The organism is Paraburkholderia sp. D1E (genome assembly GCF_052682275.1).
Genome location: NZ_JBQYMB010000001.1, coordinates 7,173,745 through 7,191,941, shown reverse-complemented (window position 1 = coordinate 7,191,941; position 18,197 = coordinate 7,173,745). Strand labels below are relative to the sequence as shown.

The following is an 18,197-nucleotide window of genomic DNA, read 5'->3' as shown; positions in this document are numbered from 1 at the left end:
CCCGTCGGCTGAACCCCATCGTTTCGTAGCCCGCGTCACGCAAGTCCGCCAAGCCGTGCGCCGGCCTACGAGATCCCGCCGTATCCAGGGTGCGCTGGCTTCGTACACTCGCATCAGTGCCCTGTGCGGCGCTGGGCGGCGCACGCCCAACGCCTGCGCACAGGCTGGATGGCAGGGAGACTTGCATGCTGGAAATCGACGGCGTCGGCATGGGCGTCAACTGGATGCGTTTTCTCGACGAGACGCTCAGCAAACCCACGCCCCAACCCCCGCAGACACAAGGCCAGACTGGCTCGCAAACGCCGGTCATGCCGCCGCAGATCACGGTGCAGGTCGACGCGAACTCCGACCCGTCGAAGCCGACCAACGAGGACATCAGCGCCGCGAACACGCTGATCCAGACGCTCGCCGGTCAGTATCAGCCGCCGCCGCCCGACATCACCGTCGACGACCCGACCACGAAGGCCGCGCAAGCGGCGATCCAGGACTCGCAAACCCAATACGACAACGCGGTCACGAATCAGCAGACCAGGCTGAATACGCTGACGAACCTGCAATCGGACCCGACGACGAGCGCGGCGGACCTCAAGAGCGCACAGACCGACTACACCAACGCCCAGACGGCCACCACGAAAGCGGGGCGCGAGCTCGAGGTGACAACGGACGCCGGCTACATGATCGCGTATGCGCAGCAGGCCGACTCCGACAAGGGCGCGATCGCGCCCGCGCAGACGGCTGCGGACAATGCGGCCACGGCGCTCCAGAAGCTGATGCCGGGCTTCGATCCGAAGAATCCGCCGCCTGCTAGCGCGTGCAAAACGCCGCAGCAACTGGGGGCCTACGACGCCTGGCAAAAAGCCGACGCTTCACTCGCCAAAGCGAACAGCCGCTACAGCGCCGACGTTGCCAATTCGAATCTGGCCTATGCGCAACTGCAGTCGCATGCGTCGGACCCGGACTATGGCGACGCGATGAAAACGAGCATCGCGAACCTGAACAACAAGCTCGCGCCGCTCGGCCTCGAGGTCAGCGCACCGCCGGCCATCGACGCCAGCACGGCGCAGACCAACCTGAATAGCGCCGCCGCCGATGCCAACTACGCGAACGCCTGCCTGAGCGCCGCGAGCGACGCCTCGCAGGTCGCGGACGTGCAGCAGACCTTCGACGCGGTGTCCGGCAAGTTCGGCCCGACGGTCATGGCCACGACGGTGGCCCAGCAGCAGAATCTGCTGACCCGCGCGCAAACGGCTGCTCAGACGAGCGGCGGCTATCTGCAGATGCTGTCCGCGAACCGTCAGGTGGATCAGGACCAGACGGACTACAACAACGCGCTGAGCGCGTCGAATCAGTGGCACAAGGCCAATCCGAACGCGCAGCTCATCGACCCGCAAGTCGATGTCACCCTGGGCAACGCCTACACGAAGCTTTCTGCCGACAAGACCCAGGCGGGTCTCGCGCACGACAGCTTCGTGGCCGCCTACGGCAACTCGCTCGCATCGCAATACGACGATGCCGCGAATGGCCTGCAGAATCAGTACGACCATCGCACGATGTGTGCGGTCAACGATCCGACGCCGCTCGAAATCAAGGGCCTGAAAACCGTGGCGTCGGCGCTGCATGCGGCAGATGGGCGGCTGTCCGATTCGGTCAACGACCAGGCGACGAAACTCGCACTGAATGCGGCGCAAAGCGATCAGACCGGCGCGAAAAGCACTTTGCAGACAGTCCAGCAGCAATACGACGCCTGGAATAGCCAGCACGGCGGCGCGGCCGACGGGCCGTTCGTCAATGTCGCCCAGCATGGCGGACCAGGTCACTTGCTGCTCACATCGGTGGGCCCGTATCAGATCAATCCGTACACCCAACAGTTGTCTGATGCGCGCGCCGCACTGGACGCGGCGAACAACAAGGTCAACCAGTTGCAACTGATGTCCGACGGCGCGCACGACCAGGTGCTGTTCGACCAGTTCAACGCGGGCCTCAGCGACAATCTGCTGAACCCGGTGACCGATTCGGACAAGGCCGATTACGCCAAGGCGCTCGACCAGTTTTACGAATCGCATCGCAGCGAATTGTCGCAATCGATGCTTGGTAACGCGAGTGCGAGCACCAACAAGGGTCAGGCTTATAACTTCGGCGCGACCAGCGCGACTGACCAGAAAAATCTGATCGGCAAGGCGCTCGGCCTGCAAACCGCGCAGCAGCCAGGCGCGGACGGCGTGCAGTACGACGGCGACGCGTTGAAGACGATCAATACCGTCTACAACGAAATTCACAAGGTGGGCGGCAACGACGCTCAGGTAAGCATCCTGCCTATCGTCTACGCGTCGAAAGACAGCGGTATGACGACGACCGCGCTGTTCAAGGTCACGAACAAGGACGGCGGCGACGCACACTATGTCGACGACGGCGGTGCGAAGTATTCGAGTATCGACGATTACATCAACAACAACCAGTTGTCGTCCGACGGCACGGTGGATATTGCGACCGGCTACAACAACGGCGTGCTACAGGTGAAGTCGAGTGCCGCGCATCACGACAGCTTCTGGGAAAGCACGCTGCACACGCTCGGCGCGAGCAATCTGAATCTCGGCACACTGATCGGCGGGGTCGTGCTCGACGTGGCTGGTGGCGTGCTCGATGCGACGGGCGTCGGACTGCCGTTCGGCGTCTCGCTGAACGTGATCGGCACGAGCATGATCTATGGCGCGTCGGCGGCGGCCGTGGCGAACTCCGGCTACGACCTCGCGAACCGGGTCGATCATGATCGCACCATCAGTCCGTTCGACGCCGGCGCGCGCGCCGACTATATCAACCTGATTCCGGTCGGCGCCGCGGGCGCCGCGAAAGCGGTCACGAAGTTCACCGGCACCGAACTATTCGCCAAGGCTGCGACCACACTCGGCGCGGACTCCGGCAAGGCGGCCAGCATCGTCAACAAGACAGCGGGGTTCGGCGCCAAAGCGAGTGCATTCGGCGGCGCCGTCGAGGCCGGCGGACAGCTCAGCTACGACGTCGTGACGGGCCACGGCAATATCGCGCAGGATGTCTCGTCGCTCGTGATGAACGTGGCGCTGGTCAAAGGGCATGACGTGCTGAAGGCAACCTCGACCGGCATCGTGCGCAGCCGTTTGGACTTTGCGGCGCGCACCGAAGACGGCCAGACCAATCTGACGCTCGGCGATCAGTCCGTGCGTGTGCAGCGCCTCGCCAATACGAGCACCGACGCGCTGACGCTCGATCGCAATCTCGCCACGCTCGACGGTAAAACCGTGAAGGTCGGCAGCGACGGTACGCTGCAAGTCGGCAACAAGGTGCTGACTTACGATGGCATGCCGGTACGTGTGCTCAATCGCGGCAATGCGGACGGCTATACGGGCCGCGGCAAGGAAACGGGCGCATCGGCGGTGCTCGGCGATGATGGCAGCATCTCGGTCGTCGATCCGACGAAGAGCGGTCCGCTGCGGCAGGTGAAGCTGACTTCATACGACACGGGCGAGCACGTCACCGTTGGCGAATCCGGTGGCCTCGAGCTGTCGGACAATCTGTCGCTCAGCCGTCCCAGCGAGCTGAAAACACCGGAGGAAGTGGCCGCCACAGTGGCGCAACTGGCCGGTCGCAATGCCGGTACGCCGTCCAGCAGCGAGCCGGTCAAACCCACCGCACCGCGCACGACCACGCCGCTCGCCAGTGACACCACCGATCCGCTGACACGCCAGGCTACGCAGAATGCAGAGACGAGCTTGACGGAGAGCACCGTAGGCGCCGCGCAGTCGATGAGCGAGGGACTGCGCAGCTCGACGGAAGTCCGCGAGCGTAGTCAGCAGGCCAACGAGGAAGCGCATCTGACGGACAGCGCGAATCGCCGCAGCAGCGAAACCAACGCGATCGTATGGCGGCGTGCGAATGATCCGCTCACCGGAAACGGCGTGGACGAAGCGCGTCCGACGACCTTCCAGCAGCGCGTCGCGTGGACCGCGCTCAACGCCACCGAGGCGCCACCGTTTGCACCCGAAACCGACACGGGGGCGCCGGGCGGCCAGCCGCTGACGCGCGCACCGCTGATCGAGCCGCGCGACTATGACGGCAGCACGCTGTACGTCGTGCGTAACGATGCGAGCAGGAGCAACAACACCTTGCTCGGCCCGGACGGGCAACCGCTCGCGGAAAGCGAAGCGGCACCGGCGGCGCGCCTCGCCGTGGCGTCCGCGGCATCCGCCGCGAAGCCGATTGTCCTGATCGAAGGCAGCGAGGAGGCGAAGATCGCGCCGGAACTCGCGAACGCGTGGAACGAGCCGGTCTTCGTCGCGCCGCGCAACGCGCTCGCGGCCGACGGCACGATTCGCGGCGCCAGCGGTTTGATCCGTTTCGATCCCGCGCCACGTGCGCCCGGCGATGCACAGGGGCTCGCTCTGCGTGAGAGCGGCCTGTACGTCGCGGGTCCGGAGGCGCTGGCCGATGCGCAGGCGCCGCGCGCGACAGATGCGCCCCAAACCTATCGTAACGGTCTGTATGTGCCGAAAGACCCGAGCCGCACGAGTGACGAAGACGCCAACACCCAGGCTGCCGGCAAGGCCCGCGATAGCCAGAAACCGACCGAGACAGAGGAGGCCGACACCGACGGCATCGAATTCGCACATCCGGAAATGGAAGAAACCGTACCGGCCGCTGACAGCAACAAGGCCGGCCTGCTTGCGCGTCTGCAGATGCGCTTCGGCGGCGCGCCGCTGCCCAATGAAGTGAGCGCGCTCGCCCAGCAGTCGGGCACGCTGTCGCAGCAACTGCGTATGCTGAACGACGAAGGCTGGCGTGTGAAGGTCGGCCGGGAAGGTCGCGGCAGCCGGATCGACGCGAAGAAAAAACGCGTGACACTCGATGGCGGCTTGCGTGAGCCGGGCAGCATGACCTATGCGCTCGCGCACGAAGCAAAACATGCGGTCGAGGCAATCGATGGCAATAGCGGCCTCGATTACAGCGGCCGCAGCCGCTTTACGCGCAAAGCGCTCGAAGCCGAAGCGCGCGCGCAGATCAACGCATTTGAAGCGCGCTACGAAATCGACATGGCGGGCGGCGGCGATATCGCCGCGCACGTGCGCCTGCCCGACGCGATCCAGCGCGAGGCGGATGCATGGGCGCCGACCGACGACTACGCGGGCACGGTCGAGCGTCTGACGCAAGCGTTCGCCGAAGCGCCCGTCTCGGGCACGTCCGGCAAGACGTATGCGCAGTTCTACAACGAAGCGTATGACCGCGCGCGTCCAGACCCGGCAGGCTTCCCGACGCGCGCCGCGCGGCATATGCCCGCGCCGCAGTCTCACGAGCCCGGCGCAGGCCCCAACGTGCCTGAGCCATTGCCGACGACGCGCGAAGGCTTGGAAGCATACGGCCGTGCGCTTGACGCGGGTCTTGACCGGGCGCTCGCGCGCTCGCCGTTCGAGAGCGCCACGCGCCTGAGTTTTGCCGAGGAATTGCTGAACACCGAACCGCACCGGCTTGTGCTCGATGACCGCTTCTTCTCCAGCCGCCTCGAGGGCGGCGGCGACCCCATCGCGTTGCCGTTCTCGCGCCCGAGTGACGTGACGCGCGCGCGTGCCCAGCAGCTCGCCGATATCACCGGCGTGCACGTGTTCGCGCCGCGCATCGATGCGCCGACCGAGTGGGAAATGTTGACGCCTGGGCCGATCCGCTCGGGCCTCGACGGGCCTGTCGAGTTCGATGCGCAACGCGGCACGTTTCATGTGACCGGTACGGATGGCACGCGTAGTCAGATCGATCCCGAAGCGCATCTCGGGCAGTTGCGTGGCATCGGCGCGTACAAGACCGCGCTGCAGCTCGGCGACAAGACGGTGGTCGTGTATCGCGAGCTCAACCCGATCGAGCGGCTCGAAGACGATATCGACGAGCCCGAGGTGGTCGACGATCCGCGCGACATGGTCGCGAAGACACAGCAGCTCCAGGCGCTGGGCGCGCCCTACGTGGCACGGATCGACGGCGTCGGACGCATCCATGGGCACGATGCGCTGGTGATGGATTCGTATCGTGCCGCCGACCGGCCGCTGACACGGGAGACCGAAATGCATGGGGAGCGTGCGCCGAGCACACCCGTGTACGACACGAGCCTCTTTAATGCGAAGTCGATCGAAAGCCTTACCGCGACGCGCGACTGGATGGTCGAGCGCAATGTCGCGATCGGCGATTTGCAGTTTCTGATCAGCCGCGACGGGACGTTTTATCTGGCGGACTTCGAATCGGTCACTGAGGGCGCGCAGCCTCGTGCGACCAGCCTGCAGATGATCGACGATTACATCGCGCTGGCGAAAGCGCGACTCGCACGCGTCGGCACGCCGGATGCCGCCGGGAGGCCGGCCGCACCTGTTACGCCCGCGGTCACGGCGCAGGCCCGCACCAGCGATCCCGGCAACGTCAGCGACACCAGCGATACCGCCAACGCGCGCGACACAGCCGACACAGCCGACACAAGCGGCCACACCGCCTCGTTCCCCGAGCGCATCGAGTGGACACGTGCCCGTGCCTATCATGTGTCGCCGTTCGGTGCAGACGTGCCGGACCTGAGCACGCTGCAACGGGAGCCATCGGGCCGCGCTTCGAAGAACGAAGATCGCGATCTGATCGTTGTGCATGCGGAAACCGCGCCGGACGGTACGTTGCTGCTCGACGGCGTACCTGTCGACGCGCGCGGCTTTACGCTCGATCTCGGCCGCACGTTTGCCGGCGACGACGTGCGTGTGATCCTCGCTGCCCGCCACGCGAGTCCGCAACACGCGGCGGAACTCGCGAACCTGTGGCAACAGCCGATCTACGTGCCGCCGGCCGAGGCCATCGCCGCGGACGGTACGCTGCTCGACGCCAGCGCGCTGACCCGCTATGACCCGGCGCCGTTCGGCGCGCCCAACCTGGGTGAACTCGCGGCGGACGCACGCGGTGTCTACCGCGACGGCGATCCGGCGCGGCGGCTCGATGCTGAACAGCATGCGGGCGCCGTGCTCGGTTACGGTGCCGAGAAGATGGTGTTCGAACTTGGCCACGATGCAGCGCTCGGCGTCCTCGAACGCGGCCCGCGCTACGATGCCGACTTCCATCGGCAGGCGGCCGAGGCCGAGTTGAACGCGCTCGCGGTGCTGCGCCGTTTCGGCTTGCGCACCCTGTCGATGAGCGGTCCGTTTTCGGCATTCAATCGCGTCGCGGTGCTGTACCGGCCGCTCGGCATCATGCATACCCATGCAATCGAAGACGGCGAACTGCCGGCGCGCATCTCGCGCCAGGGGCTCGCCCATCTGCAGCAGATTCGCGACGTGGTCGAGCGGCACGAGATCGATATCGACTTCCAGGCGATGATCACGCGCGACGGCGACGTGCTGGTCAGCGACCCGGGCGAGGTTGGCTTTAACGACCGGCTGCGCCATCTGAGTACGCTCGACGACATCGACGCTGTGCAGCAGAGTGTGCAGGCGGGCGTCGATAGCGGCGAAATCGAACTCGCGCACCCCGACGCCGAAGAGATCGCGCAGCCCGGTGCGTTCTCGCAAAAGCCCTCGCTTATTACGCGGATTCGCATGCGCTTTGGCGGCGCACCGCTGCCGCGCGCGGCGCTCGATCTGATCGGCTATTCAGAACTGCTCACGCAACAGATGCGGCTCTGGAAACAGGACGGCTGGAAAGTCGTGCGCGGAGGCGCGGGCGAGGGCAGCAAGGTCGACGCGCATAACCGGCGTATCGTCATCGACGGAAAATTCCAGCAGGCCGGCGCGATGGTTTATGTGCTCGCGCACGAAGCGGGCCATGCGGTCGAGGCCATTGAAGGCAAGCTCGCACTCGACTACAGCAGTACGCCAGCCTTCGCGCAGAGCGCGCTGCGCGCGGAAGCACGCGCACAGTTGAACGCTTTCGCTGTGCGCGATGAGATCAAGGCCGCAACCGATGGGCGTGTCGATATCGGTACACAGATCAAGCTACCCGATGCGATCGAACGCGAATACGGCCGCGCCCGTGCAGACGATCCCGCGTCCGTGGAACGGCTTGCGAATGTGTTCGGCAACATGCGCACGTCGTTGCCTGGGCATCCGAGCTATCGGGCCTTCTATGAGCAGCAGGCCTCCGAAGTGGCCAACGGCGCCGCGCCGCACGCGATGCCGGCACCTAATCCGAATGCCGGCACGCCGAACACGCCGGCTACGGCTACCGCTGCCCAGCCGCCCGCACTGACACCCGACGAAGCGCGCGCGGCGGCATGGCTCGACGAACACGACCTGCGGACGCTGCGCCGGATCGACGGCGCGCACGTGCCGCAACTCGAGGACCTGGCCCGACAAGCGGGGCGCGGCGCGCACATTCTGGTCGCCAGGCACGACGCACAGCCGGTTGCGGACGCGGAGCATCCGCAGCCGCGGTTCGTGGCCGAGCTTGCAACCGACGAGCATGGCAAGCTCACCAGGCCGCAGCCATTGGAGCGCAAAAACGTGCCACGCGCACTGGCGAAAGCGCTGAACCAGTCCGCTACCGACGCTGCTGCCGAGCGCGCGAAGTACGACTTTTACGTATCGCCGGTCGCCGCGGACGAACTCGCGCGCTTTGGCGGCGCGGCCAAGATCGAGGCGTCGAACGACAAGCAGTCCTGGCAGGTGGCCGCATCCGGCAAGCCGATCGATTCGCAACTGACACAGGACGTTGCCGCGTTGGCCGACGCGCCCCGCTTCAAGCGTCCCAAGCTCGCCGCACAGGCGGTCGATGCGCAACAGAAGATTTACGCAGTCGAGAATAAAACCGGCAAGGTGCTCGGCTATGCCGAGCGCAATGCGCTTCACCAATGGATCTATCACGAGACGACGCCGGTTGCCGACACGGTGATCCCCGAACACGAACTGGGCGCAGCGTTCCGGCGCCGGGCGGGCCGCATTCCGGTGGGCCGCGCGGGCCGGCGCGGTGTGAGCTTTATCGTCAGCGATCGCGAGCCGGCGGCGGTCGCGCGGGTCGGCGGCTTCGAGCCGGCCGAGAAGAAGAATTCGGCCGAGCCGGAAAAGAAGCCGCGCCGTAAGGCGGGCGACGTCGGGCAGTTGAGGCTCGCGCAAGGCAGAGAAGGGGCGCGCAACGGCGCGTCGCGGGTCTCCACGGCGGCGCGTAAGGCCGTGACCCTGCTGCGTCGGCAGCAGGCGCTCGCGCAGCCCACGCAACCGGCTGGCGAGAGCAATCCGCTGGTCGAGTTGAATCTGCTGCCGTCGCCGGAAAAACCGCTGAGCGTGATCGACTTCAGTGGCCATAACGCACTGCATCTGCTGCGCGCCATCGACCAGAAAAGCATCGGAGCGGAGCACTATATCTACGTGTATGACACGGAAGGCCCGATTGCCGAAACGCTCGGGACACCGCGTGGAATCATCGCCACACGCGACAGCGAACTGCGCTGGTTCGACAACCGGGAACAAGCCAGCAATGTCAACGAGCCGGGTGTCAGTCTCGACGAAATGCCGGTGGGCCGGGGTCAGTATGGCGCCAACGTGCACTTTCTGTTGACGCGTCTGAAGCCCGACGAGTTTCTGGAGCATACAGCGCCGACGCGGCTTGCCACATTGAACGAACGGGCGCGCGTGCTGAAGAAACAATGGAAGCAGGCGGACACACTCGGCAAGAATTCGCCGGAGTTCGAGGCGCTGGCCACCCGCATCAAGGCGACCTATGACGGCGTCAAGGGTGAAATCAATACGCTCACCCAGAAATTGCAGGCGGGGAACAAAAGCGGTAACGGCGGTAAAAAGCGTACGGCGCGTGCCGCCGCAGCGGCGTCGCTGCAGATCGAGCCGTATCAGCCGGGTCTATCGACCACCACGGTGGTGGAATCGAATCTGCGCTATGGCGCGGCGAAACTGGAACGCTGGTTCCCCGAACTCGGCCGCATCAAGGCGTTCAACGCGCGCAGCCGCGGGCCGGCCGACCAGCAGCTCCAACTGAACGCCGCCGGGCGGCAGACGGTGATGGCCGACCCGACGATGTGGAAGTCGCTTGGCAACAGGCATTATGTCGCGCGCGACGTCCCGACCACGCCGTCGCGTTTTGCGCCGATACCGATCAAGACCCTGGCGCGCCGCTTTGGCGTCGCCAACGTGGCGGACCTGCGCATGATCCAGATGTTCGTGCGTTCGGACCCGGCCATTCAGGACCGCATCGCGCCGATGTCGCGCGCTTTTGCGTTGCGCGACGATCCCGCCTTGATGACCGCGCAGATCAGGCGGTATGGCGGCGTGATGCCGATGGTTTCGCTCGTGGTCGATCCGCATTCGCTCGCGGCCGCGCTCGGACAGTCGCACGACCCGGCCTTCCTGCGAGAAGTGCGAGCGCTCGGCGATCAGGCGAGCGCGAGCTTCGATGGCGAAAACGGCGTGATCGAGCCGGCCGCGGGGTCAGGCGGCGAGGCGCTCGCGCTCGACGATCTGCATCATCTGCATCGCTGGCTCGACGAGGCGGCGGAAGCGGGCTTTGCGATCCGTCTTGAGACCGCGCCGTCGCGCGCGCTCGTGTCGGGCAAAGACCAGCGCTTCCAGGCGGGCACCAACGACACGTACCACGACTTCGTGCGGACCTTCAGCGCGCTCGACAAGTGGGCGAAAGACAATCCGAAGAGCCGCGCGCCGACGGTGATGGTCACGTTCCACGGCTGGGACTCGGTGCCCGAATCCGTGCCGGGCGCGGGTCATGTGGAGTTGCTGAAGGCCGTGCTCGATCGGCCGAGCCTGGAATGGGTTCACATGGGTTTGTCGTACGGCACGCACGGTGCCGACTTTATCGCGAACCAGGACCTCACTACGGCGCTTGCGCAGTTGATCGTCGACTACCACGGCGAGCCGGGTAAGCTCGCGCGGCTGCACGGCGCCGATGCGCTCACGCGGGTGTTCGAACGCGTCAGCCCGCAGGCGCTTGCGGACCAGCATCAGTTGCTGTTCGCCGAAGTCGAACGGCTCGGCCGTGCTCAGGGCATGACGCCGGAGCAACTGGACACGCTGCATCGGCAGCTTTACGAGGGCAACACAACCGCGTTGTTGAACCGCGCTCGCCTCGCGACGATCGACTCTGCCGAGAAGGGCTGGACGGCCAGTGGCAACCCCCCGCGCGGCCGCACCGAAAAACTCGCGCGCGCGTTCTCGATTCGCTGGAAGAGTGAGATCGGCGCGCATGTGAGCGCACCGCAGGTGAAGACGTTGTCCGCGAAAAAGGCGGGCACGGCGGACCCGGCCGGGCATTGGCGCGCGGTGGTTGCCGATCCGGTACTACGCAACGACGGCTCCAAGCCGATCAGCGCAAGCCGCAAAGCCGCGGCGCAACTCAGCCCGCAGCCGATTGCACCGGAACAGCGCGCCGAGGCCGAACTGCATGCGCTGCGCGTGCACGCACGCGCGCGCGGCTGGCGCAACCGGCTCCGCTCGGGCGGTCTGATCGCGGTGGGTACGCCGTCCGCACTGGTGCTCGGCGGCAATTCGCTCAACCTGTTGCATACGTTCGGCAGCGAAGGGCTGCACCATACGGCGACCTCGCTGTTCGTCGGCACACGGGCGGGCCGGGTGTTTCAGGCATTGCATCAGGGCGCGGTCGCCAGTCTGAAAAACGGTGACCCGCGCGTGTTCGACGCGGTGGTCGGCCGGCTCGAACGCGGTTTGCGCTCGCAGTTGGGCGCGAACAGTCTCGACGAAGCGCGCGTCAATCAGTTGTCGCTGATCGCGCAGGAAGGCCGGCTGAAAGCCGCGCAACTGCGGGCGATGAACAACGACGGCCAGCTTTCGTTCGACGACACGGTCACGCACACGAAAGCCGTCGCGGCGGATATGCTCGCGCAGATGCAGGGCGTGGTGGGCGGCACGTCGCTGAAGCGTCTGCATCACGGCAGCCCGCGTCATGCGGTCGGCCTGATCGGGCGTGGCGCCGCAATCGTCGGCTACTCGGCGACGATTGCGACCAACATCGCGACCATTACTGCGCATCACGGCGTGCTCGCCCCGGTGTTGACGACGCTCGGGGCATCGCTCGGCATGACTTACACGAGTCTCGTTTATCTCAGCAACGCGCATGAGGTGAACGCCGACAAACGCAGCCGCGTGACCCGTTTTGTCGATGCGGCCAGCGACTACGTGACCTCGGCGGCCGGTTTTGCGAGCGCCATCGTGCAGATCGGCGAAGGGCATCCGGTACTGGGCGGCCTCGCGATCACCTCCGCGACGATTCTCGGCGCGGGGCGGCTGCACACCCAGTTCCCTAACGCGACGCCGGGCATGGAGCGTTTCCCGACTGTGCTGGCACTCGCGCCGGTGGGTATTTTTGCGGGCACGCTGATTCAGAGCTTCCTGTCCGGCGGGTCGAGTCAGAACACGAAGAATCCAGGCAATACGCAGCATCTGCAGCAGCCGGGGGCGTCCGCCAGCCCGGCGCCAGGTTTGCTGCCGTCGGGCGTGCCCACGGCGCCGTCGGTCAGTCCGACTCCGGGGGCTGGTGTGACTTCGACGTCGCCATCGTCATCGCCATCGAAGTCGGCGCCCGCGCCGGGTTCGACGTCGTCCACGCAACCGGCGCCGACCGGCACCCCGTCCGCGACTCCGTCGTCGAATCAGCCGAAGCAGTACTTCGTTGTCGAGGGTGATTCGTTGTGGGTGATTGCCGATCGCAACCGGCGTTCGCTGCTGGACGCCGCGCATGTTCCGGCGGCTGATCAGCAGAAGATGTCGCGCAACCGGCAGGACGCAATGGCATTCGATGAGGTTCTGCAGCTCAATCCGTCGGTGGCGAAACATCCGGCGTCGATCGATCCGGGGCAGTTGATTATTGTTGGCTAGGAGCCAGAAGCCAGAAGCCAGAAGCCAGAAGCCAGAAGCCAGAAGCCAGAAGCTAGCGGTGAATGGCGGGCAGCGGGCAGGGCGATCATCGCCCGTTTGTCGGGCCGGCTCCTGGCCCATTGCTAGCCGGTGCCTTTCGCCCACTTCAGCAGCCGCGCCACTTCTTCGAAATGGTGCGCCTCGATCGTGCCGTTCTCACGCGTCGTTTCGTACAACGCTTCAGCGAGCCCGACGTTTGCGAGTGTCGGCCTCAGTTCAGTCTGCGCCAGCTTGACGATTCGCTCGGCAACTTCGCCCTCGCCGCGCGCGAGTACCCAAGGCAGCGTGCCGAGTCCTCCGTAATAGAGCGCCACCGCCACGCGCGACGAATACACCACCACCGAGGCGTAGCCGATCTTGTCATTCAGCGACGCGAGCTGCATTTCCATCGCGATCATGCGGCGCCGCGACTGGATATGCGGGTCGCCTTCGTCTTCCTTGCGTTCGCGCCGCACGTCCTCGATCGACATCTTCATCTTCTGACTGAACTCGAAACGCTGATGCACGATATCGATCAACGCCATCACGATGAAGATGAGCGCGACCCAGCCGAACAGCATGACCAGCAGATGCGCGAGCAGCGCGAGAATCGACAGCGGCCGCGTGAAGCCGGACTGCACCGAGGGATCGAGCGACGCGTAGATCAGTGAGCCGAGCACGGCGATCAGCAGCGTGGTCTTCAGCAGCATCTTCGCGAGATTGACGAGGTTGCGCAGCGACCATAGGTTCTTCAACCCTTCAGCCGGATTGATGCGTCCGAGCGACGGCACGAGCCGGCTCCATGCCATCACGCCGCCGACCTGCACGAAACCCGCGAGCACGCCGGCGGCAAAGCCGACGCCGACAAAGACGAGCGACGCCTGCAGCCACGCATGCGCGGCGCCGTCGAGCAGCACCGCGATACGCGCGCCGGGATCGGCAGCGCCGCTCGCCTCGAACACGAGCCGGAACAGCGCTTGCACGTACGCGAAAATTTGCGCACCGCCTGCTGTTACCGCAATACAGACGCCGACAAACACCGCGGTCGAAATCGTCTCCGCGCTTTTCGGAACGTCGCCTTTCTCGCGCGCTTCACGCAGCCGTTTGGCGGTGGGTTGCTGACTCTTTTCGGCCATGGTGTGTGCGTCTTTTGTGTCTGTCCTGACGGAAGTGGCTTCACGGCGCGCTTTGCAGCAAGCTCCGCAGCAGCGCGATCATGCCGCTGTCGGGGCTCAACTGCGCGTGCAGCGACGCATACACGAGCGGCATGAACATCACCATCATCAGCATCGCGAGCGCGCTCTTCACGGGCTGAGAGAACGTGAAGATATTCAGTTGCGGCACCGCACGGCCGATCAGCCCGATGCCCGCTTCGACCAGCACGAGCACGATCACGACGGGTGCGGCGAGCTTGACCATCCACACGAATACCGCATCGGTCTGGCGCAGGATGAAGGTGGAGAGCACCGCGGACAGGTTCGGCGTCAGCGCGCCGATCGGCCACCATGTGTAGGACTGCGCGAACAGTTGCACGATCATCTGCAGGCCGCCCGCCGTGACGAATAGCGTAATCGCGACGTAGTTCAGGAAGCCCGAGGTCGGGCCGCCGTCGTGGCCGCCCATCGGATCGAAGAAAGCCGCATTGCCGCTGCCGGTCTGGAAGTCGATCAGATAACCCACGCCCTGGATCGCGAACAGCACCGCGCTCATCGCGCCGGCCAGCAGGATGCCGATCAGCGCTTCTTTCGCGGCGAGCAGGCACCAGATCAGGAACGGCAGATCGACGATCTGCGCGGGGTCGATGGCCGGCGCGACGAACGCGGCGATCACAACCGCGAGACCGTTGCGCACGAGACCCGTCACGATCTGCTCGTTGAAGACCGGCACGATCAGCATGATTGGCAGGAGGCGCGGCATCACGAAGAGGATCGGCCTCGCGCTCGCGGCGATGTCGGTGAAATTCTGCGCCTGATCTAGCATCGGTTGTTGGCGTGGGGGAAGGGCGGAGCGTCGGATTGTGGCGGGACGTCTTCTTCGGCGGCAGGCTCGGCAGCCCGTGCTGCCGTTGCATGATCCGCGGCGCTCGCGAATCGCGCCGCAGATGAAAAACCGCGGATTGCGTGACTGTCCGCGACCTCTTCGGCGGCGCGTTCGACGCGCGCGGCGAGCGCGCGTTGCGCTTTTTCACCGGCTTTCTCGAGCTTGTCTTCAGCGGCTTTTGCGCGCCTTGCAGCACGTTGCAGTTGCGCGAGTTCGGCTTCGTGGCCGTCGTGGGTCGTGTCGGCCTGTTCGACCGATTGCGTGGCGGTGCCGATCTGCAGATTCGCGGTGCGCGTGTCGGCGGCCGCTTCCTGCAGGGCGCGCGCCGAGCCGGCAGGAATGTGCCCGGCCGCACCGTCCACGAGGCGCTGCTGGATCGCCGCCTTGAGCGCCACCTGCTGGTTCAGGCGCTGTTGCGCGTCGTCGAGTGCACGCCGGCTTTGCGCGGCGATGCCTTGCTGACGCGCGGCCGCGACGCGCGCCAGTTGCGAGCGCATCTCGCGTACCCGCCGCAGACGGGCGAGGGTGGCGAGCACGGCAGCATCGTCGGCTTCAGACATGATCGTTGGCGAGGCGCGTGAGACGCGCGAGCAGCGCATCGAACGGGGCGTTCTCGGTGGCGGGCTGCGCGCAGAAGGCGCTCAACGCATCGCGGGCGCGCAGCGCGAGGTCGCCGAGCCGGTCGCTGCCCTCGCGGTATTCGCCGATCTGCACCAGCAGTTCGATCTCCTGATACTTCGCGAGCAGTTCGCGCAGCCGCCCCGCGGCACGCTGATGCACCGCGGTAGTCACGAGCGGCATCACGCGCGACAGGCTCGCGAGCACGTCGATCGCAGGATAACGGTTGGCGAGCGCGATCTTGCGTGACAGCACGATATGGCCGTCGAGAATCGAGCGCACTTCTTCGGCGATCGGGTCCGACTCTTCATCGCCTTCCACCAGCACGGTGTAAAGCGCGGTGATGGAGCCCGTGGCGCCTTGTCCCGCGCGTTCGAGCAAACGCGGCAACACCGCGAAGGTCGACGGCGGAAAGCTGCGCCGCGTGGGCGGCTCGCCGCTCGCGAGGCCGACCTCGCGCTGCGCGCGCGCAAAGCGCGTCAGCGAATCCACAAGCAGCAGTACGCGCTTGCCCGCATCACGAAAATGCTCGGCGATCGCGGTGGCGACGAGCGCAGACTTGACGCGTTCCATCGCCGGCCGGTCCGAGGTCGAGACGACGAGGATCGAACGCGCGCGCACCTCGGGCGACAACCCATGTTCGATGAACTCGCGTACCTCGCGGCCGCGTTCGCCGACGAGCGCAATCACGTTGACGTCGGCCTTCGCGCCGCGCGCGATCATGCCAAGCAGCGTACTCTTGCCGACGCCCGAGGGCGCGAAGATACCCACGCGCTGTCCTTCGCCGAGCGTCATCAGGCCGTCGATCACCCGCACGCCGGTTGCGAACGGCGTGTCGATCATCCGGCGCGCCAGCGGATTGGGCGGCGACTGCTGGGTCGATACCCATGCCGCACCGGTCACCGGGCCGCGGTCGTCGAGCGGCTGGCCGAGGCCGTCGAGCACGCGGCCGAACAGCGCCGCGCCGACCGGAAACATATGTTCGCGCCCGGACGGCACGACGGTGGTTTCCGGCGACAGACCGGCGACCTCGCCGAGCGGCGTGAGCAGCGTGGTCTGCCGTGAAAAGCCGACCACCTCGGCGAGCAGCGTCGGTTGATTGGGCGTGCGCAATTCGCAGATTTCGCCAAGCCGCGCGCGGATGCCGGTGGCGTTCAGAATCTGCCCGACCGCATGATTCACGCGTCCTTGCACCGACACTGGCGAGAAAAACGCGAGTCCTGCATCCAGATCGCCGACCAGCCTGCCACTGTCGAGCGATAGCGCGTCGTCGTCATCCTCGGGATGCGCGGCGCCGCCGCTGTAGGTGTTCATCGCGCGGCGCCTTTGAGCGGTTCGCGGCGGATCGCCTGGCGCAGCGCGTCGATTTGCAGATCGAGGCTCGCGTCGATACGCCCGGACGGTGTTTCGACCATGCAGGCCCGGGTTGCGAGCTGCGCGTCTTCGACGACGCGGATCTTCTGCGACAGTGCCTGTCCGGCGAATGCCCCGGCAAGCGCCTCCTTCATCTCGTCGCTGCGGCCCGGCGCGACATGCACGATCAGAAAGGCTTCGTCGCGCACGAGCGGCATGATGCGGGTGAGCGCGGCTTCGTAAAGCTGCTGCGGTTTCATTTCGCCGACGATCGCGCGCACGGCCTTGACAACGATTTCCGCCATCGAATCTTTCATCGACTCCATGGTTTTCGCCGCGGACAACGCCTGGCTATAGGTCTGCGCCGCGTATTCCTTTTGCGCACGGCGCAGACCTTCTTCATAGCCGGCCGCCTGGCGTGCTTCGAACTCGCGCTGCGCGGCGGCGACAATCCGCTCGGCTTCCTCGCGCGCCGTTGCGATTACCGCCGATGCATCGAGCAGTGCCGCGTATTCGCGTTCCTTGAGCACCTTGCGTTCAGACAGCAATTGCAGGTTGTCGCTGGTAATCAGAAAAGCCAATCCCATGTCGCTAACCTCTCGGGAATCAGAAACAGAAACAGCAGCTCGCCGAACTGGTCGCGCTGTGCGTGATTGAGCAGATAGGGCGTTTCGTCGTCGATCGCGCGATTGAATTTCAGGCGCACGCGGCGTTCGACCGGCACACCGGCCGCCGCGATAAAGTCGGCGACCAGACGTCCGCCGCGCGCGCGAATCAATGCCGGCAGGACGGCGGGATCGGCGGCCCACGGCTCGAGCGTGTCGCCCAGCGTGGTGAATTCGGGCGCGCGTTCGAGTGTCAGCGCCAACGCATCCGCGCCGACTTTCGCGACGATTTCAGCGCGCACGCGGCGCACCTGCAACGCGTCGCGCAGCCAGTGCCGGTGCAGCAGCAAACCCGCGTACGTCGCGAGCTGTTCGAGCGCGGCGCCAGGCAAGAGTGCAAGCCGTGCGAGCGGGGTGGCGGCGTCGAAGTCGGTGAGCCGCGCGACGGCCTGCGCGTCGAGCAGATGACGCGCGATCAGGCGCCGGCCCGCGTCGCCGAAGCGCGACAGTTGCCGGTAGGCGGCGGGCCACTCCGGCGGCACGCGTGTGACGTGCAGGTACAGGTCAGGGCGCAGGTTGAACTCGCACACCATCCGGTAGAACGGCACGCGCCGCGGCGGCGCGGGCGTGTCGAGTGCATGCAGCCACGGTGTGCTCATGCAGCGCTCCATGGCGTTGCCGGCCACAAGAGCGACAAGGGCGGGGCGCGATGCGCGGCACGCATACGGCGTCG

The 18,197-nt window shown here is 66.0% G+C and carries 7 protein-coding genes; 1 reads left to right on the top strand and 6 read right to left on the bottom strand.

Annotated features, from left to right (window positions below; genetic code table 11):
* Nucleotides 1–185: 185 nt before the first annotated feature.
* Nucleotides 186–12,830: an LWXIA domain-containing protein gene (locus tag ACUN0E_RS32335; RefSeq protein ID WP_445569127.1), complete on the top strand. Its 12,645-nt coding sequence runs from the start codon at nucleotides 186–188 to the stop codon at nucleotides 12,828–12,830.
* A gap of 122 nt (nucleotides 12,831–12,952) precedes the next feature.
* Here the strand turns inward: ACUN0E_RS32335 and ACUN0E_RS32330 are convergent, their stop codons facing one another.
* Genes ACUN0E_RS32330 through ACUN0E_RS32305 form a run of 6 tightly spaced genes read right to left on the bottom strand, consistent with a single transcriptional unit; the run spans nucleotide 12,953 to nucleotide 18,123 of the window.
* On the bottom strand, nucleotides 12,953–13,984 hold the full coding sequence (locus ACUN0E_RS32330; protein WP_445569126.1) for an EscU/YscU/HrcU family type III secretion system export apparatus switch protein: 1,032 nt from the start codon (nucleotides 13,982–13,984) through the stop codon (nucleotides 12,953–12,955).
* Between the two features lie 40 nt (nucleotides 13,985–14,024).
* Complete coding sequence (gene sctT / locus ACUN0E_RS32325; protein WP_445569125.1) at nucleotides 14,025–14,828, bottom strand: type III secretion system export apparatus subunit SctT; 804 nt, start codon at nucleotides 14,826–14,828, stop codon at nucleotides 14,025–14,027.
* Entirely contained in the window at nucleotides 14,822–15,448 is a 627-nt protein-coding gene (locus tag ACUN0E_RS32320; RefSeq protein ID WP_445569124.1) for a hypothetical protein, read from the bottom strand. Before ACUN0E_RS32320 ends, sctT begins: the two co-directional genes overlap by 7 nt.
* Nucleotides 15,441–16,820: a FliI/YscN family ATPase gene (locus tag ACUN0E_RS32315; RefSeq protein ID WP_445569123.1), complete on the bottom strand. Its 1,380-nt coding sequence runs from the start codon at nucleotides 16,818–16,820 to the stop codon at nucleotides 15,441–15,443. Before ACUN0E_RS32315 ends, ACUN0E_RS32320 begins: the two co-directional genes overlap by 8 nt.
* Complete coding sequence (gene sctL, locus ACUN0E_RS32310) at nucleotides 16,817–17,446, bottom strand: type III secretion system stator protein SctL (protein ID WP_408335875.1); 630 nt, start codon at nucleotides 17,444–17,446, stop codon at nucleotides 16,817–16,819. The genes ACUN0E_RS32315 and sctL overlap by 4 nt, the downstream gene beginning before the upstream one ends.
* The gene (locus tag ACUN0E_RS32305) at nucleotides 17,428–18,123 is read right to left on the bottom strand and encodes a SctK family type III secretion system sorting platform protein (RefSeq protein WP_445569122.1); all 696 of its coding nucleotides are present in this window, start codon (nucleotides 18,121–18,123) and stop codon (nucleotides 17,428–17,430) included. Before ACUN0E_RS32305 ends, sctL begins: the two co-directional genes overlap by 19 nt.
* Nucleotides 18,124–18,197: the final 74 nt, after the last annotated feature.

Bases quoted from the DNA above. Each gene is read 5' to 3' on its own strand.
- ACUN0E_RS32335 (WP_445569127.1), top strand. From the start codon at position 186: ATGCTGGAAATCGACGGCGTCGGCATGGGCGTCAACTGGATGCGTTTT.
- ACUN0E_RS32330 (WP_445569126.1), bottom strand. From the start codon at position 13,984: ATGGCCGAAAAGAGTCAGCAACCCACCGCCAAACGGCTGCGTGAAGCG.
- sctT (WP_445569125.1), bottom strand. From the start codon at position 14,828: ATGCTAGATCAGGCGCAGAATTTCACCGACATCGCCGCGAGCGCGAGG.
- ACUN0E_RS32320 (WP_445569124.1), bottom strand. From the start codon at position 15,448: ATGTCTGAAGCCGACGATGCTGCCGTGCTCGCCACCCTCGCCCGTCTG.
- ACUN0E_RS32315 (WP_445569123.1), bottom strand. From the start codon at position 16,820: ATGAACACCTACAGCGGCGGCGCCGCGCATCCCGAGGATGACGACGAC.
- sctL (WP_408335875.1), bottom strand. From the start codon at position 17,446: ATGGGATTGGCTTTTCTGATTACCAGCGACAACCTGCAATTGCTGTCT.
- ACUN0E_RS32305 (WP_445569122.1), bottom strand. From the start codon at position 18,123: ATGAGCACACCGTGGCTGCATGCACTCGACACGCCCGCGCCGCCGCGG.